The 22,648-nt window shown below is 69.1% G+C and carries 20 protein-coding genes; 9 read left to right on the top strand and 11 right to left on the bottom strand.

What is annotated here, in order from left to right:
• Positions 1-50: 50 nt before the first annotated feature.
• From manA to KHB019_RS04090, 4 genes are all read left to right on the top strand, one after another.
• Complete coding sequence (gene manA, locus KHB019_RS04105) at positions 51-1,178, top strand: mannose-6-phosphate isomerase, class I (RefSeq protein WP_337458133.1); 1,128 nt, start codon at positions 51-53, stop codon at positions 1,176-1,178.
• A gap of 125 nt (positions 1,179-1,303) precedes the next feature.
• Entirely contained in the window at positions 1,304-1,621 is a 318-nt protein-coding gene (locus tag KHB019_RS04100; protein ID WP_230102204.1) for a WhiB family transcriptional regulator, read from the top strand.
• Between the two features lie 72 nt (positions 1,622-1,693).
• Positions 1,694-4,585, top strand: a complete 2,892-nt coding sequence (locus KHB019_RS04095) for a glycosyltransferase (RefSeq protein WP_337458132.1) — start codon at positions 1,694-1,696, stop codon at positions 4,583-4,585.
• Positions 4,582-5,952 (top strand): DUF5719 family protein, encoded by a 1,371-nt coding sequence (locus tag KHB019_RS04090; protein ID WP_337458131.1) that lies wholly within the window; start codon positions 4,582-4,584, stop codon positions 5,950-5,952. Before KHB019_RS04095 ends, KHB019_RS04090 begins: the two co-directional genes overlap by 4 nt.
• Before the next feature lie 24 nt (positions 5,953-5,976).
• Here the strand turns inward: KHB019_RS04090 and KHB019_RS04085 are convergent, their stop codons facing one another.
• Positions 5,977-6,402 (bottom strand): hypothetical protein, encoded by a 426-nt coding sequence (locus KHB019_RS04085; protein ID WP_337458130.1) that lies wholly within the window; start codon positions 6,400-6,402, stop codon positions 5,977-5,979.
• 66 nt (positions 6,403-6,468) lie between these two features.
• Here KHB019_RS04085 and KHB019_RS04080 point away from each other — a divergent pair, with 66 nt between their 5' ends.
• A complete protein-coding gene (locus KHB019_RS04080; protein WP_147037642.1) occupies positions 6,469-6,675 on the top strand; it encodes a DUF3499 family protein in 207 nt (68 codons plus the stop codon).
• A gap of 23 nt (positions 6,676-6,698) precedes the next feature.
• Here the strand turns inward: KHB019_RS04080 and KHB019_RS04075 are convergent, their stop codons facing one another.
• Positions 6,699-7,508: an RDD family protein gene (locus tag KHB019_RS04075; RefSeq protein ID WP_337458129.1), complete on the bottom strand. Its 810-nt coding sequence runs from the start codon at positions 7,506-7,508 to the stop codon at positions 6,699-6,701.
• Positions 7,509-7,524: 16 nt separating this feature from the next.
• Between KHB019_RS04075 and KHB019_RS04070 the strand changes: the two genes are divergently transcribed.
• Positions 7,525-8,517 (top strand): stage II sporulation protein M, encoded by a 993-nt coding sequence (locus tag KHB019_RS04070; protein WP_337458397.1) that lies wholly within the window; start codon positions 7,525-7,527, stop codon positions 8,515-8,517.
• Between the two features lie 12 nt (positions 8,518-8,529).
• Here KHB019_RS04070 and aqpZ read toward each other — a convergent pair whose 3' ends face one another.
• The 9 genes from aqpZ to KHB019_RS04025 form a co-directional block, all read right to left on the bottom strand.
• Complete coding sequence (aqpZ, locus tag KHB019_RS04065; RefSeq protein WP_337458128.1) at positions 8,530-9,312, bottom strand: aquaporin Z; 783 nt, start codon at positions 9,310-9,312, stop codon at positions 8,530-8,532.
• A 117-nt stretch (positions 9,313-9,429) separates the two neighbouring features.
• Positions 9,430-10,926, bottom strand: coding sequence for a catalase (locus tag KHB019_RS04060; RefSeq protein ID WP_337458127.1), 1,497 nt, complete (start codon positions 10,924-10,926; stop codon positions 9,430-9,432).
• Between the two features lies 1 nt (position 10,927).
• The gene (locus tag KHB019_RS04055) at positions 10,928-11,365 is read right to left on the bottom strand and encodes a Fur family transcriptional regulator (protein ID WP_230102211.1); all 438 of its coding nucleotides are present in this window, start codon (positions 11,363-11,365) and stop codon (positions 10,928-10,930) included.
• A gap of 150 nt (positions 11,366-11,515) precedes the next feature.
• Entirely contained in the window at positions 11,516-12,484 is a 969-nt protein-coding gene (locus tag KHB019_RS04050) for a hypothetical protein (protein ID WP_337458126.1), read from the bottom strand.
• Positions 12,485-12,886: 402 nt separating this feature from the next.
• Positions 12,887-14,194: a DUF58 domain-containing protein gene (locus KHB019_RS04045; protein ID WP_337458125.1), complete on the bottom strand. Its 1,308-nt coding sequence runs from the start codon at positions 14,192-14,194 to the stop codon at positions 12,887-12,889.
• Complete coding sequence (locus KHB019_RS04040; RefSeq protein WP_230102344.1) at positions 14,195-15,118, bottom strand: AAA family ATPase; 924 nt, start codon at positions 15,116-15,118, stop codon at positions 14,195-14,197.
• Positions 15,119-15,186: 68 nt separating this feature from the next.
• Positions 15,187-16,371 carry a DUF4350 domain-containing protein gene (locus KHB019_RS04035; protein WP_337458124.1) on the bottom strand — a complete coding sequence of 395 codons (1,185 nt, stop codon included), beginning with the start codon at positions 16,369-16,371 and terminating at the stop codon, positions 15,187-15,189.
• Positions 16,368-17,051 (bottom strand): DUF4129 domain-containing protein, encoded by a 684-nt coding sequence (locus KHB019_RS04030; RefSeq protein ID WP_337458123.1) that lies wholly within the window; start codon positions 17,049-17,051, stop codon positions 16,368-16,370. The genes KHB019_RS04035 and KHB019_RS04030 overlap by 4 nt, the downstream gene beginning before the upstream one ends.
• A complete protein-coding gene (locus tag KHB019_RS04025; protein WP_337458122.1) occupies positions 17,048-18,337 on the bottom strand; it encodes a hypothetical protein in 1,290 nt (429 codons plus the stop codon). Before KHB019_RS04025 ends, KHB019_RS04030 begins: the two co-directional genes overlap by 4 nt.
• A 175-nt stretch (positions 18,338-18,512) precedes the next feature.
• Here KHB019_RS04025 and mtrA point away from each other — a divergent pair, with 175 nt between their 5' ends.
• The 3 genes from mtrA to KHB019_RS04010 are packed head-to-tail and all read left to right on the top strand — an operon-like array spanning position 18,513 to position 22,611.
• Entirely contained in the window at positions 18,513-19,193 is a 681-nt protein-coding gene (gene mtrA / locus KHB019_RS04020) for an MtrAB system response regulator MtrA (RefSeq protein WP_230102216.1), read from the top strand.
• A 26-nt stretch (positions 19,194-19,219) separates the two neighbouring features.
• Positions 19,220-20,908: an MtrAB system histidine kinase MtrB gene (gene mtrB, locus KHB019_RS04015; protein WP_230102217.1), complete on the top strand. Its 1,689-nt coding sequence runs from the start codon at positions 19,220-19,222 to the stop codon at positions 20,906-20,908.
• A gap of 26 nt (positions 20,909-20,934) precedes the next feature.
• On the top strand, positions 20,935-22,611 hold the full coding sequence (locus tag KHB019_RS04010) for an LpqB family beta-propeller domain-containing protein (protein WP_337458396.1): 1,677 nt from the start codon (positions 20,935-20,937) through the stop codon (positions 22,609-22,611).
• The last annotated feature ends 37 nt before the right edge of the window (positions 22,612-22,648 follow it).

The following is a 22,648-nucleotide window of genomic DNA, read 5'->3' as shown; positions in this document are numbered from 1 at the left end:
CGCGACACCCTCGGCCCAGCCGTGCCACGGCAGATCGATACGCTGGGCCCATGCTGCTTCGTCTCTCCAACATCCCTCGCGACTACGCCTGGGGATCGCCCACCCTTCTGGCCGAGCTCGAGCGTCGACAGCCGAGCGGCTCCCCGGAGGCGGAGGTCTGGTTCGGCGATCACCCAGGAGACCCTGCCGATGTCGAAGACGGCTCGACGCTGGACGCCGTCACCGGGGGCACCCTTCCGTATCTGCTCAAGCTCCTCGCCGCCGGTGACCCGCTCTCGATCCAGGTGCATCCGACGATCGCACAGGCACGCGACGGCTGGGCACGGGAGACTCATCTCGCCGCTGACGACCCCACCCGCAACTACCGCGACGAGAACCACAAACCGGAGCTCATCGTGGCGCTCAGCGACCGCTTCGAGGCTCTCGGCGGGCTGCGTCCCGTCGCGGACACGCTGCGCCTTCTCGACAGTCTCGGTCCATCATCCGCCGTCACAGCACTGCGCGTGCGCCTGTCGGCCGACGGGGACGCGCTGGGAGACGCAATCGCCTGGCTGCTCTCCGGCGCGGCGCAGGCCGAGGTGGCCGACATCATCGCGGCACTGGAGCACGCAGCATCCGACGAGTTCGCCCCCGAGCTGGACGCAGCGCGGAGGATCGCGGCTCGCAACCCCGGCGACGCCGGCGTCGTCGTGGCGCTCCTGATGAACTTCATCGTGCTCGGCCGCGGCGAGGGCATCTTCCTGCGCGCCGGGCTGCTGCACGCCTACGTCTCCGGCCTCGGCGTCGAGATCATGGCGGCCAGTGACAACGTCCTGCGCGGCGGACTGACGCCCAAGCACATCGACGTGCCCGAACTGCTCTCGATTCTGGACACCACGCCGGGGGCGGTCCCCGTTCTGCGCCCGGCGACCACGGATCCCGTGACGTCGTACCCCGTCGATGTCCCCGACTTCGCGCTGCGCCGTGTCGTGCTCGACGGAACGCCGGTGCCCGTCGACGTCGTCGCCCCGGCGATGGTGCTGAGCGCCGGGGGAGAGGTGACCGTCGAAGGGGCGGATGCTGCGACCGTCACCGTGCCCGTCGGCCAGGTCGTCTTCGCCTCGGAGGGCGAACGCACCCTGGTGCTGTCGGGGGAGGGAGTCGCCTTCGTCGCCGAGCCCGGCGCGACACGCCGATGACACGCCGTGAACTTTCAATATGCGCTTGAGGGTTTACGATCCGCGACTTGACCGAGGCGAATGACACGGGTGTAATTAGTGAAGCAAAGCCCAGTGGGGGACTGTTATAGGGCAAGGAGAACGATATGACGGGTTACCGTTCCGACGTTCCCGAGAATTGGTTTGTCGATCCGGTCAATCTCGGGGTACCCGGGGTCAGGCGTCCAGAGCATGAAGCGGACACGGCTCTCGCGTGGCAGACCGACGCACTCTGCTCGCAGACCGACCCGGAAGCGTTCTTCCCTGAGAAGGGCGGCTCGACGCGCGATGCGAAGCGCATCTGCTCGTCCTGCGACGTACGCGGCGAATGCCTCGAGTACGCGCTGAACAACGATGAGCGCTTCGGCATCTGGGGCGGTCTCAGCGAGCGCGAGCGCCGCAAGCTCAAGCGACAGGCCGGCTGAGCGGACTGCTTGGCGGCCACGCCGCGCGGGCTGACGATGTGGTCGAGTCCGAGCGCTTAGGCTGACCAGGCCATGCCAACCCGAGTCCATGCCATCATCGTCGCGCGTCCAGGACAGTCATCTCGTGCTCAGCTGCTGCGGACGCTCGATGCGCTGACGTTGCAGACGCGTCAGCCCGATGCCGTGACACTCGTCGTCTGCGGTGACGGAACGGCGGCTCGCGAGAGCGAGGTGATCGCGCGTTCGGTCGAGGGCATCATCGAAGCCCGGAGCAGCACATCGTTCGCCGAGGCCGTCGCCTACGCGCAGCCGCGTGTGGCCGACGACACAGCCGTGTGGCTGCTCGCGCACGACACGGCGCCGCACCCGCAGGCGCTGGCACAGCTCGCCGGCGCCCTCGAGCGTTCACCGTCCGCCTCCGTCGCCGCTCCCAAGCTCGTGGACGTCGACAACGATCGTGAACTTGTCAGCCTCGGCGTCACCATGACTCGTTGGGGTCGTTCCGTCGAACTGGCTGCGGGTGAACTCGACCAGAATCAGCACGACGGGCGCGAGGACGTCCTCGGCGCGGACATCCGCGGCACGCTCATCCGTGCAGAGGTGCGGCGCGATCTGCAGCCCGACCCGGCCCTGGGCGGAGCGGACGAGGGGCTCGACCTCGGCGTCCGAGCGCGCCTGGGCGGTGGTCGAGTGGTCCTCGCGCCGAGTGCCCGGATCACCGTGAGCCCCGACGGTCCTGCGGCGCTGCCGCAGGGCGTGGCGCAGCGAGCCTTCGGCACGCGTCTCGCCCAGCTGCACCGCCGTCTCTCCTACGCTCCAGCGGCAGCCGTGCCCCTGCACTGGCTCACGCTGCTGCCGCTCGCCCTGTGGCGGACGATCGTCCACCTGATCGCGAAGCGTCCGGCGGCGGTGGCACCGGAGTGGGGTGCCGCTGTGACAGCGATGGCGCGCTTCGGTTCCGTCGCCAGATCGCGTCGCGGCATCCGCTCGCACCGAACGGCATCCTGGGCGAGCATCGCGCCGCTCCGCATCACCCGCGGTGAGCTGCACCGCCGCCTCGACGATGGGCACGGCAGCGAGGGCGGAGCCGTCAGCGAACTCGACTTCTTCTCCGGCGGGGGCGCATGGGCAGTTCTCGGCGCGCTCGTCGTGAGCGTGGCCGCCTTCACCACCCTGCTCGCGTGGCCCGCGATCGGCGGTGGGGCGCTCCTGCCGATGCGCGACACGCTCGCAGGCCTCTGGGCCGACGCGGCCTGGGGCCAGCGCGGCCTGGGCATCGACGTGACGGGGCCGGCGGATCCGTTCGCCGGCGTGCTCGCGGTCGTCGGTTCGCTGTGGCCTGGGGCTCCGTCCTTCGCGATGGTGCTGCTGTGGCTGGCCGCCCTGCCGCTGGCCGTGCTCGGCGGGTGGTTCGCCGCGACGCGCATCACGGATCGCGGGGGGCTGCGGATCTTCGGCGGCGTGGCCTGGGCGCTGGCGCCGACCTTCCTCACCGCCCTGATCGAGGGACGACCAGCCGCCGTACTGCTGCATCTGCTGCTGCCGTGGCTCTTCCACACCGCTGTCGTCGCACACCGCTCCTGGGGCGCGGCGGGTGCCGCATCGATCGTTCTCGCGGCGACTCTCGCGTGCGCGCCCTCGCTCGCCCCGGCGCTTCTCGTGCTCTGGCTGCTGGCGATCATCATCGTGCTCTCCCGCGCCTGGTTCCACGGTGCGGTCAGACTGCTCTGGATCCTGGTGCCGACCGCGGCCCTGTTCGCGCCGCTCATCGTCTGGCAGGCCCGACACGGGAACATCTGGGCGGTGTTCGCCGACCCCGGTGCTGTGTGGGCGGGCCCCCAGGTCGCTGCCGATTCTGCCGGCCGGCTGCTGCTGGCCACCGGCTTCCCGACCACGGACCTCGCCGGGTGGATGGACGTCCTCGATCCGGCACTCGCGGCTTGGGCTCCCATTCTCATCGCTCCTGTCGCGCTGCTGGCGCTCGCTGCCGCCGTCGCTCCACGATGGGGTGCCGGCATCGCTCTGCTCGGTGTCACGATGGCCGGCATCGCCACGTCTTTCCTCGCCGTCGGTGTGACGGTCAGTTTCGTCCAGGGCACCCCCGTCGAGATCTGGCCCGGTACCGGACTCAGCCTCGCGTGGGCCGGACTGATCGGGGGTGCGCTCGTCACGCTCGACACGGCGATCACGATGCCGAAGCTCCGCATCCTCGCCGTCACGTTGGCCGGCCTCTCACTCGCCGTCTGCGCGGTGCCGGCACTCACAGCCCTTCACGGCGACCGTACCGAGCTCACCAACGGCCCGGAGAGCACGCTCCCCGCCTATGTGGCTGCCGAAGCGCGCGGCGACCGCGAGATCTCGACTCTCGTGCTGACCCCGCAGAACAACGGTGGACTCGCAGCAGGCGTCGTCTGGGGGCCCAGCGAGACGCTCGGAGCGCAGACGACGATGCTCAGCACCGCGACAGCGCCGCAGGGGGTCGACGTCAGCGCTCTCGCGGTGGACCTCCTCTCCCCGCGCACCTTCGATGCGCCGGCCGAGCTTGCGGCTCACGGCATCCATTTCGTCCTTCTCGATCAGGTGAGCGGCCAGGAGTCGGACGCCGCGCGCGCCTTCCGGGTGGAAGCGATCACCGCACTCGACCAGCGCGCCGGATTCGTGAAGGTCGGCGAGACCGACAAGGGCGTGCTGTGGCGCCTGGACACCAAGCCGGCCGAGCGCGCCAACCTGACCCGCGCCGAAGGCGGCACGGCGAGCACGATCATCGCCGTCCAGCTCGTCCTTCTGCTTGCCGCCCTCCTGCTCGCGATCCCGACCCGTGCTTCCCGCCGTGCAGCTCGGGCGCAGTCCCGTATCGTCGGCCGGTCCTCTGAAGAGCCGATGATCCTGCCTCGCCGTCGTGAGGATCCGCCTCGTGAGCGCGCGGACGACGACGGTGATGATGATGACGAGGAGGACCGATGATCCAGAACCGAGCCGTCCGACTCGTCGCCACCGGTGCACGCTTCCTGACCGGAGCGGCGCTCGCTGTCGGCTGCGTCGTTGCCGTGGTGATCGCTGTCGCGCTGCCGTGGCCCGGCGCGCAGAGCGAACCCGCCCAGGTGTCCGTCACGCCGACGGCGGGCGACACCACTCTTGTCTGCTCCGGGGAGTTCCGCGCACTCGGACGCAACCCGGCGGATGCCGCGCAGCAGATGTCCGCCGGCACGCCGTCACTCACCGTCGGCAGCACCGGCGTCCTCGCCGACTCCGTGCTCGCTGCCCCTGAGATCGGCGAGTCCAGCGGCCCGAAGCGGTTCGTCGGCAGTGCGGAGCAGGGCGGTGCGGCACTCGTGGCCGCAGCGGAATCGCTCACTCTCGCCGCAGACGATCTGTCTGGCCTGGCGGCATCAGCATGTCGAGAGACGCGCACCGAGTCCTGGCTGGTCGGGGGCACGGTCGAGACGGGGACGAGCGACCTGATCATCCTGTCCAACCCCGGCGATGTGACCGCCACCGCGACGCTGACGGTGTTCGGACCAACGGAGACGTCCACGACTGCACTCGTGCCGGCTGGGACGCAGGTCACCGTGCCGCTGTCATCCGTCGCCGCCGGAACGCCGTCACCCGTCGTGCGAGTCACCGCTCAGGGCGCGCCGCTGCGCGCTGAGCTGCAGTCGTCGCTCATCCGCACCCTCGATCCCTCCGGCATCGATATCCAGGACTCCGCGGCCGCACCGAACGCGCGCATCGGCTTCGCAGGCATCCAGGTCCTGGACACCAGCGAGGACACCGCACTCACGCTTCTCCGGCTCATGGCCACCGACCAGGCGACCAAGGCGCGGATCGTCGTGCGATCGAACGGCACGGAAGTGATGCAGACCTCCGTCCCGCTCGACGCCCGCATTCCCGCCGAGGTGAATCTCGACCAGCTCGAGCCCGGCGTGTACAGCATCGACATCGAGGCGGATGCCTCCGTCGTCGGTGCGGTCCGTCAGACGACGGGAGCGGGCGCAGGAAGCGATTTCGCATGGACGCCGTCGGCGCCCGAGCTGCGCGGCGAGGTGTTCGTCGCTGTTCCCTCCGGCCCGAGCCCGCGCCTGCATCTGGCGAACTCGTCGGAAGCGGATGCATCGATCACCCTGAACCCGGCCGCGGGCGGAGCGGCTCAGGAGATCACGATCCCCGCCGGTGGCGACAGCGTCGTGGACGTTCGAGCCGACCGGGTGTACGCGCTCACGACGGATCAGCCCGTTCGCGCTGCGGTCATGCTCTCCGGCACGGATGCGCTGGCGGGATGGCCGGTGTGGCCGGGAGCAGCGGCGCAGGAGGCTATCATTGTCTACCCCTGATCTCCGTCGTCTTCACGGACGGGCTCAGGGGCCGTCGGAGCCGAACTCCCACGGATCCTTGCCGACGTACTCGGCCGCCGCGCGGAAGACCGCGCTCTCGATGGCAACCCGCCGGTGCATGTCGTCATCGTGTCCCGGCGGCAGGAGGCGCTCGATCGGGATCCGGAAGACCACGATCCTCCGCTGATCGCGATCGATCTCCCAACGAGGGATGCCGTCCGCGTCGGGCTTCATCGGGAGCCCGCCGATCTCGAAGCGCACCTCCTGCAGTTCCGGCCAGGTACCGCGGAGGAACTCGACCGCCGTGCCGATCGTCGCGTCGAACCGGTCGATGCGGCCGTCGAGCGGCGGAAGAGGCGGGCGGACGACCTCACTGCGTCCGAGGCGTCCGTGGCGTCCGTGCCTGGCTCCGCGACGGGGAGGTGAGGCAGCGGTTCGACGGCGGGTCATGTCGAAAGTCTATGTGTTCCGCGCGGCATCCCGACCGGACCGGTCGCGCGGCCTACGCTGGCAGAGATGGACGGACGACTCTGCTCGAAGGTGACCTGCGCACGCGAGGCTGTGGCCACGCTGACGTTCGACTACGGCGACCAGATGGCCGCTCTCGGGCCGCTCGGCGGCACAGATCATCCGCACGCCCACGACCTGTGCGCTCAGCACGCCGACCGGCTGTCCGTGCCGGCGGGGTGGATCGTCGTTCGCCATGAGGCGCTGCGCGCCTAGCGATCCCTGAGCCTGTCGAAGGGTCAGATCCCGACGCATCGGCCGGTCAGCCTCTCGGCCCGTGCATCCGCGATCGCGAGTGCCCTGCGCTCCCTCTCACGGCGCAGCACCGTGATGGCGATGAGCAGCTGTTCGGGGTGCGCCGCCGGCTGGGGCGAGATGTACGCGGACGATTCGGCGACGAGATCGTGAGCGACGCGAGCGCGAGCGGGCGGCGACATCCGCTCGGCGTGCTGCAGGAACTGGGAGATCCGTCGTGCCAGTCGGTCGGGCATCCGCGCGACGTCCGCGATCTGGGCCCATCCGGCCAAAGCGGGCGGCATCACGGGCGAGAGCGGGACGAGCTTCGGCGTTCGCACACGCTGACTGTACGTACCCGCGACGAGATCGCCCAGCCGCTGTGAGCGTGCGGTGAAGGCTCCGGACAGGATCGCGACGGCGCCCGCCGTCATGTAGATCTCGAGGACGCCGATCAGCGCGCGGATGAAGGCGTGGCGGAAACCTGCCGCGCCGCCGTCCAGCCGCACGATGCGGCCGCCGACGGCCAGGCGACCCAGGCTTCTGCCTCGTGTGGCCAGCTCGACGACGATCGGCACGACGACGAAGCAGACGACGAGAGCGGCGACGGTCAGGATGCCGTCGATCGAACCGCCGATGATCCCGGAGACCACCAGCCACGTGCGGAGCCAGATGAACAGTGCGAACAGCACCCAGCCGACGGCCATATCGATCAGCGAGCCCAGGGCCCGCATGAAGAATCCGAGCGGCTGGACGTCGATCGCGACCGCTTCGCCCGAGAGGACCTCGTCGGCGGTGTCGATCGGCGTTGACATGAGTACAGTAAATCAGGTGGATGCCGATGCTCTCGCCGATACGCGCCGCGCCGAGTGGGAACGACTGAACGAGCTCAGCCGCGCGCGCCTGGACGGCGAAGGCGTCGATGAGCTGATCGTGCGCTACCGCGCGGCATCCGCGGATCTCGCCGAGCTCAAGACATCGGTCGGCGACTCGCCGCAGGGCGCGTACGTGTCATCCGTGCTCTCGAAGGCGCGCCTGCGCCTGACCGGTGCGTCCGACAGCATCCTGACCCAGATCGCCCGGTTCTTCGTCGACCAGCTCCCGGCGGCTCTGTACCGGCTGCGCTGGACCACCCTCGTGATCGCCGTGGTCTTCATCGCGATCACCGTACTGGTGGCGGCCTGGATCTCGGGCGATCCGGCGCTGGTGGCGACGCTCGGGCCAGCGGACTTCCTCGAGCAGTACGCCGAGGAGAGCTTCACCGGGTACTACACCGAGAATCCTGCGGCGGTGTTCGCCGGCATGGTGTGGACCAACAACGCCTGGATCGCCGCGCAGTGCGTGCTATTCGGCGTCACGGGTGTCTGGCCTGTGTACGTGATCGTGCAGAACGCATTCGGCGTCGGCGTCTCCGCCGCCATCATGACCGCACACGACCGCCTCGACGTCATGGTGCTGTACATCCTGCCGCACGGGATGCTGGAGCTCACGAGCATCTTCGTGGCCGCAGCCGCCGGCCTGCACCTGTTCTGGGCGTGGGTCGCCCCCGGCCGTCGTACCCGAGGCGCAGCCCTCGCCGAAGAGGGCAGGGCGCTGGCGACCGTGGCGATCGGGCTCGTGTTCGCGCTGTTCCTGTCCGGCCTCGTCGAGGGCTTCGTCACCGGCTGGTCGCTTCCGTGGCCGGTGAAGATCGGGATCGGAGCTGCCGCTCTCGCGGTGTTCCTCGTCTACATGCTGCTGGTCGGGCGTCGTGCGTACCGGCGCGGTGAGCGCGGAGACCTCCTCGAGTACGAAGCAGGAACTCCGCAGCTCACCGCCGGCTGAGCGTTTCTCGCGTCAGGCGCGCTTCCTGGCGTCGTGCACGACGGTGCCGTCGAGCAGCGTCTTGTACGCGACGCCGGCGAGCATTGCGCCGACGATCGGGAAGACGATGAACACCCACAGCTGCGAGAGCGGACCGACGCCGCCGTAGATCGCCGCGGCGATCGAGCGTGCCGGGTTCACCGAGGTGTTGTCCACCGGGATGCTGACGAGGTGGATGAGCGTCAGCGTGAGTCCGATCGCGAGCCCGGCGAATGGCGTCGGACGCAGCTTGTGCGTCGTGCCGAGGATCACGAACAGGAACACGGCCGTCAGCACGATCTCGATGATGATGGCCGCCCACATGCCGAATCCACTGGGGGAGTGCTCTCCCCAGCCGTTGCTGGCGAATCCGGCGTCCTGTGCGGTGGTGAGCCATCCGTCCGGTCCGAACAGACCGATGAGCACGAGGATCGTGCTCGCGACGATGCCGCCGACGACCTGGGCGATGATGTAGCCGGGTACGTCGCGCCACGGGAGGCGTCCTGCGGCAGCGACACCGAGCGTGACAGCGGGGTTGAAGTGTCCCCCCGAGATCGGGCCGAACGCGTAGGCGCCGACGACCACCGTGAGGCCGAAGGCGAAGGCGACGGCCACATACACGGCCGAGCCTGAGCCCGGGTCGGTGAAGTGGTTGGAGGCGAACAGTGCGGTGCCGACGCCGCCGAGGACCAGCAGGAAGGTGCCGAGAGCTTCGGCGGTCAGTTTGGATCCGGTGGACGGGACCGGAGCCGCAGCTTCAGCGAGCGTTTCGCTCATGGAATTCCCTCTCGTCGGTTCGACCGGGATCGATCGAATTCAGGGCACATGCTAGTGGGGCCGGATGCCGAAGCATCCGACCCCACGCGCGAATCGACGATTCAGGGAATCAGCGGCTCACTCGCCGACGCCCACCGGCTCCGCGTTGTCGAACGCACGGCTGGTGAGCGCGCGCACGTCATCAGCGACCTTCTGGTCGACCTGGCCCCAGTACCAGAAGAAGCGCTCCTGGATGGCCGGGACGGTCAGCGCGTCGTACTGACCGGCGAGGGTCTCGATGAAGCGCTGGCGCTCCTCGGCGGTGAAGACCTCGTTGATCAGCGTGCGCGCCTGGCCGAAGTCGTCGTCCTCTGCGTGCAGAGTCGCCGCCGTGCGGATGAGCGCGCCGTCGTTCTCCCAGCTCGCCTCGACACCGCGCTGCGGGTCGGCCTCGGGGCCACCGGCTGCACCATAGGAGTTCGGGGTGTAGACGCGGTGCTCCGCCGTGTTGAAGTGATACTGCATGTTGCCCTCATGCATGTAGTTGCTCACCTCGGCGGCGTGCGGCTGGTTGACCGGCAGCTGGTTGTAGTTCGCGCCGATGCGGTACCGCTGGGCATCCGGGTAGGAGAACACGCGAGCCATGAGCATCTTGTCGGGCGAGATGCCGGTGCCCGGAACCTGGTTGCCCGGCGAGAAGGCGGCCTGCTCGATCTCGGCGAAGAAGTTGCGCGGATTGCGGTTCAGCGTGAAGGTGCCGACCTTGATGCGCGGGTAGTCCTTCTTCGACCAGGTCTTGGTGAGGTCGAACGGGTTGAAGCGGTACGTCTTGGCCTCTTCGTACGGCATGACCTGAACGTAGACGTCCCACGACGGGTGGTCGCCGTTCTCGATCGCCTCGTAGAGGTCGCGACGGTAGTAGTCGGCGTCCTGGCCGGCGATGCGCTCGGCCTCGTCGGAGAACATCGGCTCGACGCCCTGCTTGGTGAGGAAGTGGTACTGCACCCAGAAGCGCTCGCCCTCGGCGTTGACCCACTGGTAGGTGTGCGAGCCGTAGCCGTTCATGTGGCGCCACGAGCGCGGCAGACCGCGATCGCCCATGACGTAGGTGACCTGGTGGGCCGACTCGGGGGAGAGCGTCCAGAAGTCCCACTGCATGTCGGCGTCGCGCAGGGCGGAGCCGGTCAGGCGCTTCTGCGAGTGGATGAAGTCGGGGAACTTCATGCCGTCGCGCAGGAAGAACGTGGGGGTGTTGTTGCCCACGATGTCGAGGTTGCCCTCGGTGGTGTAGAAGCGCAGCGAGAATCCGCGCACGTCGCGCCACGTGTCGGGGGAGCCCTGCTCGCCGGCGACCGACGAGAAGCGCAGCAGCGTCTCGCTCGTGGCGCCGGGCTGGAAGACGGCAGCACGCGTGTACTGCGAGACGTCCTCGGTGACGACGAACTCACCGAAGGCTCCGCCGCCCTTGGCGTGCGGGTTGCGCTCCGGCACGCGCTCGCGGTTGAACGAGGCGAGCTTCTCGACCAGGTATCGGTCGTGCAGCGCGGTGATCCCGTCGGGACCGGACGTCAGCGAGTGTGCGTCGCTGGCGACAGGTGTTCCGGTCTGGGTGGTCGTGAAAGTCTTGTCAGTCATTTCACTTCTTCCTTTCGCAGTCGGAGCAGATGGCTCGGTAGGTCACAGAGGCTTCGATGATCCGCATCCCGTGGTCGTGGGACGGATGCAGGCAGGGGGCTTCGCCGACGGCGCACGCGACGTCTTCGACGCGGCCGCATTCGACGCACTGCAGGTGGTGGTGGTTGTCGAACTCGTCCTGCACCTCGTAGAGGGCGCTGCCGGCGTCGGGGAGGCTCACCTTGCGCACGATTCCAGCGCCGGTGAGGTCGCCCAGGATGCCGTGAACGGTGGGCAGCGCCACACCGCTGAGTCGGTCGCGCAATGAGGAGAAGACGGTCTCCGCCGAGGCGTGCGGCCGAGCGGCCAGCGCTTCGAGAACGGCCACGCGCTGCACCGTGACACGCAGACCAGCGGCGCGCAGGCGCTCGGGTGCTTCATGCGGGGCGGCGATTGTCATCGCATCCATTGTAGCCTTTTTCTGAATCATTCACAAAAAGGAACCGGTCAGGTTTACGGGACGGCCACCCGTCGTTCAAGTCGCGAATTGTGCCGGTCTCGGCGCGTGGAAGCAGCATATTCCGCGACCTGAACGGGTCATCGGATGCTGTCACCGACTGATTGCGCGACGAATGCGTGCGAGCAGCTCGGTGGGACGTGCGAACAGGGCGCTGGTGACCTCGATGACCGTCCAGCCGGCGGCGCGGAGCGCGGCGATGCGCTCGACGTCCGCGGCGTACGTCGAGGCGTGCAAGAGCCCGTGATACTCGATCGCGACCTTCTTGCCCGGGTAGACGAGGTCGAAGCATCCCAGGAACCGGCCGTCGCCGTCATGGATGTCGTAGTTGAGTTCGGGCTCCGGGAGACCTCCCTGGACGATGAGGCACCGCAGCTTCGACTCGCGCGGCGACCAGGAATCCTCGCGGATCAACTCGATGGCTTCGCGCAGCCGGCGGATGCCGTGCCGTCGGGCTCCTTCGATCCGGCTATGCAGCTCGGTTACAGTGCTGAGCGGAGGCCTCCCGGCGTCTGGACGCCCTGGGCCGCGACGCCAGACCCGGCAGAAGAAGTCGCCCAGGGCGACGAGATCGGGAACACTCCAGGACCCGAGCTGCGCCCAAGCTGTTGCTGGATCAGCGACGAGGAATCCGTGCAGCTCGAGCGTCTGCGTTGTACGAGGATCAGCGCGATGTGCACGCACGCCGACAGTACGGACGAGCGGACCCGGACCGCGAGTGCTCACGTGGACGTGGAGCGCCATGCCATCCACCACTCCCGTCTGGTCGGTCGCGAGCGGAAGCGGGCCACGCAGCATGGCCACAGCGGTCTCGTGGCTGAGGAACTGATCCGGCTTGAGCCGCGGCGCGTACCGGACAGCGCGCGTCCGGCGCTCGGCAGCCTGTCGTTCGAAGATGTCGAGGTCGGTCTCTTCGATGGGGGCGCCCCGCGCGCGGACGCCGTGGAAGGGCGCGTCGAGATCAGTGCGGCGCATCCGACCGCGGTTCAGCCCGGCATCCCGGGCAGCCTGCACGGTGAACGCGGGTCCGAGCTGGTAGGGGATCAGGCGGGGCGTTCGCATCGCACAACCGTCCCACCGACGTCGTCTCCTTCACGGCCGTTGTCCACAGCGTCGCACTGTGTCCGCGCTGTACTCACCGAAGCCGCGGCGCGCGTTCAGGTCGCGAATTGTGCCGCTATGACGGCATCCATGGTGGCGTTTTCTGCGACCTGAGCCCCGGATGCCGCCAACACGGCGACTCGGCGCCCCGCCCGCGGGAGTTATCCACAAGTGGGCCGCGAACGAGTGCTCGGGTCGCGAATTGTGCCGGTATCGCTCACGCTTAGCGGCGAATTGTGCGACCCAAGGGTCTGGATCGTCCTCCACGGAACCGCGGCGCGTTCGGGTCGCGAATTGTGCCGGTATCGCGCGTTCAGAACGGCATATTCTGCGACCTGAAAGGGCTCGGGGCGGATGCCGGCCTCAGAGGCGTCCGGCGGCCTTGAGCTCGAGATACCGGTCGGCGATCTTCGGCGGAAGCTCCTCCGGATCGGCGGCGATGGCCTCGCCGCCTGCGCGACGGATGGCATCCGCGACGTTCTCCGCATCGCGGATGGTGCGTTCTGCGGCGGCCGCGAGATAGATGTCCTCGCGGGAGTCGCGCTGCATGGCGAGCTCTCCGACGGCATCGTCGGTGACGGAGCCGACGAGCACGGTCGTGGCGCGTGAGGCGTTGGGGAACGCGCCCAGGAAGCTGCGGGCGGACTCGGCGGCATCCTGCGCGGTGAGGACGACGATCAGTGACGGCCGCGTGGTGAGCGTCCGGATCGCCGCGAACGCACCGCCCCAGTCGGTGTCGACGAGCCGGGCGTGCACCGGTGCCATGGCGTCTGTGATCGCCTGCAGGAGTCCGGGGCCGTCGACGCCGGTGACGCGGCCGCGCACGACGCGGTCGTACATCAGCAGATGCACGTGATCGCCGGCTCTCGCGGCGAGGGCGGCGAGGAGGAGAGAGGCCTCGAGCGCGGCATCCAGACGGGTGCTGTCGCCGACGCGGGCGGCCGCGGTCCGTCCGGTGTCGATCAGGATGACGACGTGCCGGTCGCGCTCGGGTCGCCAGGTGCGCAGCATCGTCGTCCCCGCGCGGGCGGTCGCACGCCAATCGATCGAGCGCACGTCGTCTCCTCGGACGTATTCGCGCAGCGAGTCGAACTCTGTGCCCTGCCCGCGGACCTGGATGCTGGTGTTGCCGTCGAGTTCACGCAGCCGCGCCAGACGCGACGGCAGGTGCTTGCGGGAGGCGAATGCCGGCAGCACGCGGAGGGCGCCGCGCACCTCATGCCTGGCCTGCCTGCCGCCGAGCCCCAGCGGCCCCCGCGAGCGGATGAAGACGAAAGTGCTCACGAGTTCGCCGCGACGACGGGGGAGCAGGGGCACGGTCAGCCGGCGCCGCTCGTCGGCTGGAACGACGAGCCGCATCCGCTCGGGACTCGCCCCGGCCGTCGGCTGCCAGGCGTCCCTGATCAGTGCGTTCAGGGTCCGCTGTCCGTGGTTGTGCAGCACCAGCTCGGCGTCGATCGGCTCGCCGATGCGAGCACGCGCAGGCACGCGTCGGGTCACCGTGACGGTGCGGGCGCTCGCCGCCAGGGACACGTCGATCGCGAGCAGGATGCCGCACAGCACGAGCCATCCGCCGATGACCGCCCACACCGGTGCACCCGCGATGGCGAGGGCCACGACGGGGACGAGTCCGATCCCGGTGAGGAGTGCGAGGCGGAGGGTGATGAACACTTAGATCGGCACCCGGGTCTGCTGAATCACCGACGCGAGCACGGCGTCCGCCGAGACGCCCTCCATCTCGGCATCCGGTCGCAGCTGCAGTCGGTGCCGCCAGACCGGAACGAGCATGGTCTGCACATGATCGGGGGTGACTGCGGTGGACCCGTTCAGCCACGCCCACGCCTTCGCGGCCGCGAGCAGCGCGGTCGAGGCGCGCGGGCTCGCGCCCAGCAGCACGGACGGGGACTGGCGGGTAGCACGGGCCAGGTCCACGACGTAGCCGAGCACCTCATCGGTGACCTCGACGCGGGCCGCTGCATCCTGAGCGGCACGGATCTCCTCCGCGGTGACGGCCGACTCGACGCCCGTGAGCTCGCGCGGCGAGAAGCCGCCGGCGTGCAGCCGCAGCACCGTGACCTCGGCGTCGCGCTCCGGCATCCCCACGACGAGCTTCATGAGGAAGCGGTCGAGTTGCGCTTCGGGCAGAGAATACGTGCCCTCGTGCTCGATCGGATTCTGCGTCGCAGCGACCAGGAAGGGGTCGGGCAGGTCGCGGCTCTCGCCGTCGGCCGACACCTGCCGCTCCTCCATCGCCTCCAGCAGAGCGGCCTGGGTCTTGGGCGGGGTGCGGTTGATCTCGTCGGCGAGCAGGATGTTCGTGAACACCGGCCCCTGGCGGAACTCGAACTCGCCGGTTCTCGCGTCGTACACGAGCGAACCCGTGACGTCACCCGGCATCAGGTCGGGGGTGAACTGGACGCGCTTGGTGTCCAGACCCAGCGCCCGCGCGAACGATCGCACGACCAGCGTCTTGGCGACACCGGGTACGCCCTCGAGCAGCACATGGCCGCGGGCGAGCAGGCACACCAGAAGTCCGGTGACGGTTCCTGCCTGGCCGACCACGGCCTTGTCGACCTCGGTGCGCACGCGGTGCATGGCCTTGCGCAGCTGAGCGTCATCGAACGCTGCTGGAGCGGCGCCGGTCACGGACTCGTCTGTATCGGTCACTGGGTGTTCCTTTCCACGTGCACGGCGGAATCGACCGCCGTCTCGAGTTCTGCGAGTCGACGGGCAGTGTCGACGAGTTCGGAGTCGTTGGCGGGCAGAGGCCCGGCGAGGAGGTCGTGCAGGGAGCCGCGCGGTATGCGCAGACGATCGGATGCCGCATCCGCGACTTCGACGGGCGTCGAGCGAGCCGTCAGGCCCAGACGCGTCGCGAGGCGCCGCAGCGAGCCGTCCCGCAGCGCGGCGGCGGCGTGCGCCGCGTCGCCCGCCTTGGCCGTCAGGCGCGCACGTCCGTGCATCGTCTCGGATGCGCGAACCGTGACCGGGAGCGTCTCGGTGACGAGGGGGCCGAACCGCTGACCCCGTGCGATGCCGGCGACGATCCCGGCGAGCAGCAGCAGGAGGATCGCCGGCGTCACCCAGGGTGGGGTGAGGCTCGCGAGCGTGTCTGGCGTCTGCGCTTCGATGTCGGTGTCCGCGAGCGATGGCACGTACCAGACGACGTGACCGGTCTGACCGAGAAGCGCGAGCCCGAGTGCCGCGTTGCCGTTCTCGGCGAGATGCTCGTTGCTGAAGAGTGACGCACCCTCGATCATCACGGTTCGGATGCCGGCCCGATCATCGATGAGCAGCCCGGCGGCCCCGTCGTCAGAGAAGCATCCGGTGACACCGTCCGCCGGCGCGAAGAAGCGGTCGGGTCGCACCGTGCCGATGTTGGCGAACTCCGGCACATCGCAACCCGCAGCGAGCGCCTCGGCGACGGGCGGGGCCGCATTCTCGCCGAGGTCGAGCAGACGCAGGATCCGTGAGGCGCTGGAGAGGAGCACCGTGTGGTTCGCAGGTTCGATGAGCTCTCGGACCGCGTCGTCCGACAGGGCGTACGGATCGGCCATCACGAGGGTGGTGTCGTCCGATATCGCAGCTTGCGCGTCCCCGCGGGTACGCGCCACGGTGATCTCCACGCCCTGATCGCGCAGCAGCTCGGCCAGGGCGAGAGTGCCGGAATCCTTGGCGCTCTCGGGATCCAGACCATCGCGGGAATCAGGGGCTCCGAAGGAGAGCGCGCTGATGATCAGGGCGAAGACGACGACGGCCGCAGCGATCGCCGCCCAGCCCAGGACCGAGCGCAGTCGGCCCTTCTCGCGAACCGCGGTGCCGGTCGTACGAACCGTTATGTCGGTCATGCGGGCACGCTCTCGGGGGAGCGCTGCTCGGGCCCGCGCACGGCGGGATGCGCCTTCGAGACGGCATCGTCGATGCTCACCAGCTCGCGGTAGCTCTTCTCGGATGCCGGATGCTGCAGATAGCGCACCAGATCGAACGCGCTCGCCGCGGCGGCGAGTTCTGCGTGCAGCGATCCGAGCTCGGCAGCGCCTTCGCGTGCGATCGCCTGCGCGGTCGCACCGGGCGCGGGGTCGACGATGTCGCGTTCGAGCAGACCACGTGCGAGCGCACGGAAGCGCAGCACCGTCGCCGCGTCCCAGTCGCCCTCTCGAGCTCTGCGCTCGGCGTCTGTTCGCAGCTGCGACGCTGTGCGGTCGTCGCGCTCCCCGAGCAGCTCGCCGCCGCGGCGCCTCACCCGTCGCGAGGCGCGCGGTCGTCCCCACAGGATGAGGACCGTGATGAGTGCGGCGACGATGACGACCGTGACGATCACGAGGGCAGTGCTGCCGACCTGCTGCCCCGTGTCCGGCGAGAAGAGCCCGGAGACGAACTCCGCGATGTCCTCCGCCAGGTAGTCGAACCACGTCGGCTTCGCATCGGCGTAGCGCGGATTCTGCAGCTCCTGCTCGGCCCAACGGCGCGCGTCGTCACCGTCCGGAGCGTACGGATCGTTCGCGAGAAGGCTGGCGAGGAAGATCATGCCCCGTGATGCCCCGGCGGTGGCGGCGGAGGAGCTTGCGGTGGGGCGTATGGAGCGGGCGGGGGTGCCTCGCCCGCGGCATACGGCTGCGGCGGGTACTGCGGAATCGGCTGCGCCGGGTACTCCTGCGCCGGATACTGCGGTGCCGCCGCGTACTGATCCCAGCCCACCGGAGACGCGACGTACTGCGGAGTCTGCGCGGGCGGTGGGGCGCTGCTGACGGCCCGCTCAGGGTCGACGGCGAACGGATCGCCGAGCTCTGCGTCCGTTGCGCCGAGGTCGCGCCGCTCGAGATACGTGATCAGGCTGTGGTCCAGACCTTCGTAGCGCATGCGGCAGTCGAGGTAGATGAACGCACCGGCGGCGCACTGCACGACGATCGCGACGGCCTGCAGGACGTACACGAGCAGTTGCGGGGCGACGCCGGCGAGCATCCCCATCGCGAAGGTCGTGACCTCGTCCGCACCGCCGGTGGGGGCGATCACGGGCAGCAGCAGCGTGCCGAGCAGCGACAGCGGAACGCTGATGACGCTCACCGCGATGCTCATGATGACGCTGATGAGGAACATCACGCCGAAGGTGTTCCAGAACCTGCCACGGGTCAGTCGCCATGACCGCACCAGGGCGGGCCGCAGCTGCGCGTGCTCGAGGACGAGCACGGAGGGGACGAGGAGCAGCTTCGTGCTCAGCCACACCCAGAGCGGAATCGCGGCCAGGACGACGAGGATGCCGATCACCACGGTGACCGCGACGCCTTCGCCGGAGCCGCCGACGCCGGCCATCACGCCGAGGGCGATGATCCCGCCGATCACGACCATGAGGACGATCGCGGCCAGCGCCTGCAGCAGGCTCCAGCCGATCAGGCGCCAGAACGCAGGGCGCATCCGCTTCCAGAGGCGTCCGAGCGGGGCCTTCTGTCCCAGTGCGGCTTCGCCGATGTCGGCCGCGACGACGCCCTGCATGACCGCGGTGAACGCGAGGCTCACGAAGCTCATCGCCAGGACGACGAGGCCGTTGATGGCGATCGTCCCCCACAGCACGGGGTAGAAGTCCGGGTTGCTCGGCGACAGCGACTCGATGCGAGCGAACGTGGCGAGTGCCACGGCGCCGACGACGACGAGCGTGACGACGGCGATGACGAGCTGGATGACGATCGCGAACCCGAACAGCACCTTGGGGTTGTGCCGCAGCGCGGCGAACGGCTTTCCGATCAGGGCGCCGAACGTCAGCGGATGGAGCGGGACGAGTCCGGCCTTGACCGCCGGTGTCCAGTTCTGTGCGCTCATCGAGCTCCCCTCCCAGGTGCACGACCATCGTGTCATATCCGTCGCCTGCCGCCGTGAACGGATCGGAAGCGCTACCGTGATCGAAATGTTGTCATGAAGTACGCTGGGGAACGACCGCGTTCAGCCTTCACTCGAACGGCGGCGCGCCTGGGTAGAAAGATGGGGCTGGGATCAGATGACCTCACGGATCCTCGTGGTCGACGACGATACCGCGCTGGCCGAGATGATCGGCATCGTGCTACGCACCGAGGGCTTCGAGCCCGTCTTCTGCGCCGATGGTGCGGAGGCCGTCGAGGAGTGGCGCACCCAGCACCCTGACCTCGTGCTCCTCGACCTCATGCTCCCCGGTATGGACGGCATCGAGATCTGCACCCGCATCCGCGCCGAATCCGGCATCCCGATCATCATGCTCACGGCTCGCGGCGACACGGCCGACGTGGTTCGGGGTCTCGAGGTCGGTGCCGACGACTACATGGTCAAGCCCTTCAACCCGAAGGAGCTCGTCGCGCGCATCCGCACCCGGCTGCGCCCGGTCACCCAGGCGATCAGCGAGATCCTGCGCATCGGCGACCTCGTCGTCGACGTCGACGCGCACGAAGTGCGCCGCGGCACCACGCCGATCCCTCTCACGCCGCTCGAGTTCCAGCTGCTGGTGGCGCTGGCATCCAAGCCCCAGCAGGTGTTCTCGCGCGAGATGCTGCTCGAACAGGTGTGGGGCTACCACTACAAGGCCGACACGCGACTCGTCAACGTGCACGTGCAGCGCCTGCGCGCCAAGGTCGAGCTCGACCCGGACGCGCCGAAGATCGTCATGACGGTCCGCGGCGTCGGTTACCGGGCCGGGAGCGTCAGCTAGGGGCCCGAACCGATGAGGAGCGCGCGTTGATCGCGACGAGCGCGACGCCGACGGCCGCCGTAGTGTGGCGCGATCCGCGGAGCTGGCCGGAGGTCGCCGCCACGTTGTGGCGTCGTTCGCTGCGGTTCCGCACCATCACGATCACGCTGCTGCTGACCACGATGGCGATCTTCATCACCAGCGTGATCATGGCCCTGGTGATCCAGAACAACCTGTTCGAGTCGCGCCGTGACGAGGTGCTCTCCGATGCGCTGCGGGCCGTCGCGGAGGCGCAGAACCGCGTCGACGCGGCGGAGGTCACGGACGACCCTTCCGGCCTGCGTGCGCTGTGGACGGATGTGCAGGAGACGATCCCGCGGGCGTCCTCGTCGTCGCGCGTCTACGCCTCTCCGATCGACGACACGCCGGTCGGCAGCGGCGTGCAGGGATTCCGCACCGATCTGAGCGCCGACCTGATCAGCCCCGGCCTGCGCGAGCGCGTGGTGTCGTTCCCCGACCGTCAGTCGTGGCAGTCGATCGCCATCCCCATGCCCGATGGGTCGGTGGCGCCGGGCATCGTCGTCGGCCAGCAGCTGTTCCTGCCAGGCGTCGGCGCGTTCGAGGTGTACATCGCGTACGACCTCGCCGACTCGCAGCAGACGCTGCAGTTCGTGCAGAGCACGCTGTGGGCGGCCGGGTTCGTGCTCATCGCGATCGTGGCGGTGATCTCGTGGCTCGTGCTCCGCCTCGTGTCCAAGCCGATCATCGAAGCCTCGGAGACCAGCGCCCGGCTCGCGGCGGGCGACCTCGACGTGCGGCTGCCCGTGCACGGCGAGGACGAGCTTGCGACGCTCGCACAGTCGTTCAACGCGATGGCCGACAGCATCGAGGCCCAGATCAAAGAGCTCGGCGAGCTCTCGCTCGTGCAGCAGCGATTCGTCTCGGACGTCTCGCACGAGCTCCGCACGCCGCTGACGACCATCCGGCTCGCGGCCGACATGCTCAACGATCAGCGTGACCAGTTCGACCCCACGACCTCCCGCACCGCCGAGCTGCTCTACACGCAGGTCCAGCGGTTCGAGACGCTGCTGAGCGACCTGCTCGAGATCAGCCGCTACGACGCGGGGTCCGTGCAGCTCGAGCTGGACGCCACCAGCCTCGCCGAGCTCGCCGAGGATGTCATCGAGCAGATGCGTCCGCTCGCCGAAGAGCGCGGCTCCGAGCTGCGTCTGGTCGCACCGGGCGGATATTCGCCGGTCGAGATGGACCCGCGGCGCGTGCGCCGCGTGCTGCGGAACCTCATCGGCAACGCGATCGAGCACGGGGAGCAGCATCCGATCGTGATCACGGTGGACAGCAACCAGTACGCCGTCGCCGTCGGCGTCCGCGACTTCGGCCTGGGCATGACGCCGGAGGACGCCGAGCGCGTGTTCGACCGGTTCTGGCGCGCCGATCCCTCGCGCCAGCGCACGATCGGCGGAACGGGCCTGGGGCTGTCGATCGCGCTGGGGGATGCCACGCTGCACGGCGGCACCCTGGCGGTCTGGTCCGAGCTCACCGTCGGCACGAACTTCGTGCTGACGATCCCGCGTGATCCTGCGCAGCGCGATGGCACCTCACCCGTGTCGCTCGAGCCGCAGGAGAGCATCGCGGACGTCGGTCCGCTGACACAGCCCATTCAGCTGACGGAGCTGCGCGAGATGTACTTCGACGCACGATCGGAGGACGACTCATGACCCGTTGGCATCGCCGCTTGAGCATCGTGGCTTTCGCCGCGCTGACCGCCGTCCTCGCCGGATGCACGAGTCTGCCGAGCGCCGGAGAGGTCAACGTGGGGCTCGTCCTGGACGACGTCGACCTCGACCCCGACATCAGCCAGATCGCCGCGAGGCCGCTCGAGGGGGCGAGCCCGGCAGAGATCGTCGAAGGATTCCTGGACGCTGCGCTCACGCCAGACAACGGGTGGGCGATCGCACGGGAGTTCCTGAGCCCTGAGTTCGCGGCGACCTGGCGGCCCAGCGCCGGCGTGACGATCGATTCCGGCGCCGGAATGCGGGAGTTCTCATCGGATCTGGAGAGCGACGACGCCGAAACGGGCGACGTGAGCGTGGTGCTCGACCTCGTCGCCCGAGTCGATGAGGACGGCGCGTACGCCGAACTGCCAGGAGACGAATCCGTCGCATCCTTCGCCGTCGCCAAGAACGACGAGGGGGAGTGGCGCATCACCGAGGCGGCGGACGGCATCGTGCTGGATGCCGGCGCGTTCGAACAGGTGTATCGGCAATATCCACTGCAGTACTTCGATCAGAGCTGGACGCACCTGGTGCCTGACCTCCGGTGGTATCCGCGCAGGCAGACGATCGCGACCACCCTCACGCAGGCGCTGCTCGACGGAAGCCCTGGCGAGTGGCTCGCTCCTGCGGTCCGCAGCGCATTTCCTGGTGATGTCTCGTTGGCGAGCGACTCGGTGCCGATCAGCCCCGAGAAGATCGCCACCGTAGAACTGACGGCCGCGGCGGCGGCGTTGGACGATCGGCAGCTCTCTCGCATGCGGACACAGCTCGAGGCGACTCTCCGGCCGGCGGGTGTGACCGAGGTGCGGCTGCTCGTCAACGGTCGCGATCTCGGTGCGGGAACGGCCGCCGTGGAGACGGGACGCGCCGAGTCCAGCCCCGTCGTCCTCACTGAAGACGCGTTCGGATCGTTCGTCGGGCAGGAGATCACGCCGTACGACGGAATCAGCGACCAGATCATCGAGGTCGCCTCGTCGGTCGCTGCCGTGGATGTCGCAGCGGATGACTCGCTGGCGGCCATGCAGTTCAAGAACGGCGCGATCTACATCGTCGAAGACGGGCAGGTCAACCAGATCCCCACCAGACCGGGGCAGATCGCGCCGTCGATAGACCCGTACGGCTACACCTGGACCGTGCCGAGGGCGTCGCCGCACGACGTCGAGGCCTGGCGGTCCGATGTCACCTCGGTCAAGGTCGCAGAGGCATTCCCCGGTGCCTCATCCATCATGCAGCTGCGCGTCGCGTCCGACGGCGTGCGCCTGGCAGCCGTGATCAGCGTCGGCGGCCAGCGCTGGATCGCGCTCGCCGCGATCACCCGCGACGACGCGCACGCGCCGGTCGCGCTCGGCGATGTGCACCTGGTGGCGCAGATCGACGGCACACCCCTTGCGCTGTCGTGGATCGGCGAGGACGCTCTCGGCGTCCTCATTCAGGACGAGTCCGCTCATCTCGTGGTCACGCAGAGCGTGGGAGGCCCAGGGACCGCGGCTGCCGCGCCCAGCGGCGCCCTCATGCTCTCCGGCGGCCGCACGAACTCCGCGCTGCGCATCCTCGGCGATGAGGGCGTGCTGTACGCCCAGCGCGGCACGACGTGGCAGCTGGGGCTCTCCGGAGTGCTGGTGCTCGGCACGCACGCCGGACAGTAGGCGCGCGCCAGGCAGGCGACTCGTCCTGCACAGGAGC

The sequence above is a fragment of the Microbacterium sp. KHB019 genome (genome assembly GCF_037285405.1).
GTDB lineage: Bacteria > Actinomycetota > Actinomycetes > Actinomycetales > Microbacteriaceae > Microbacterium.
The sequence above is the reverse complement of the archived record's forward strand: the minus strand, read 5'-3'. Positions and strand labels throughout refer to the sequence as shown.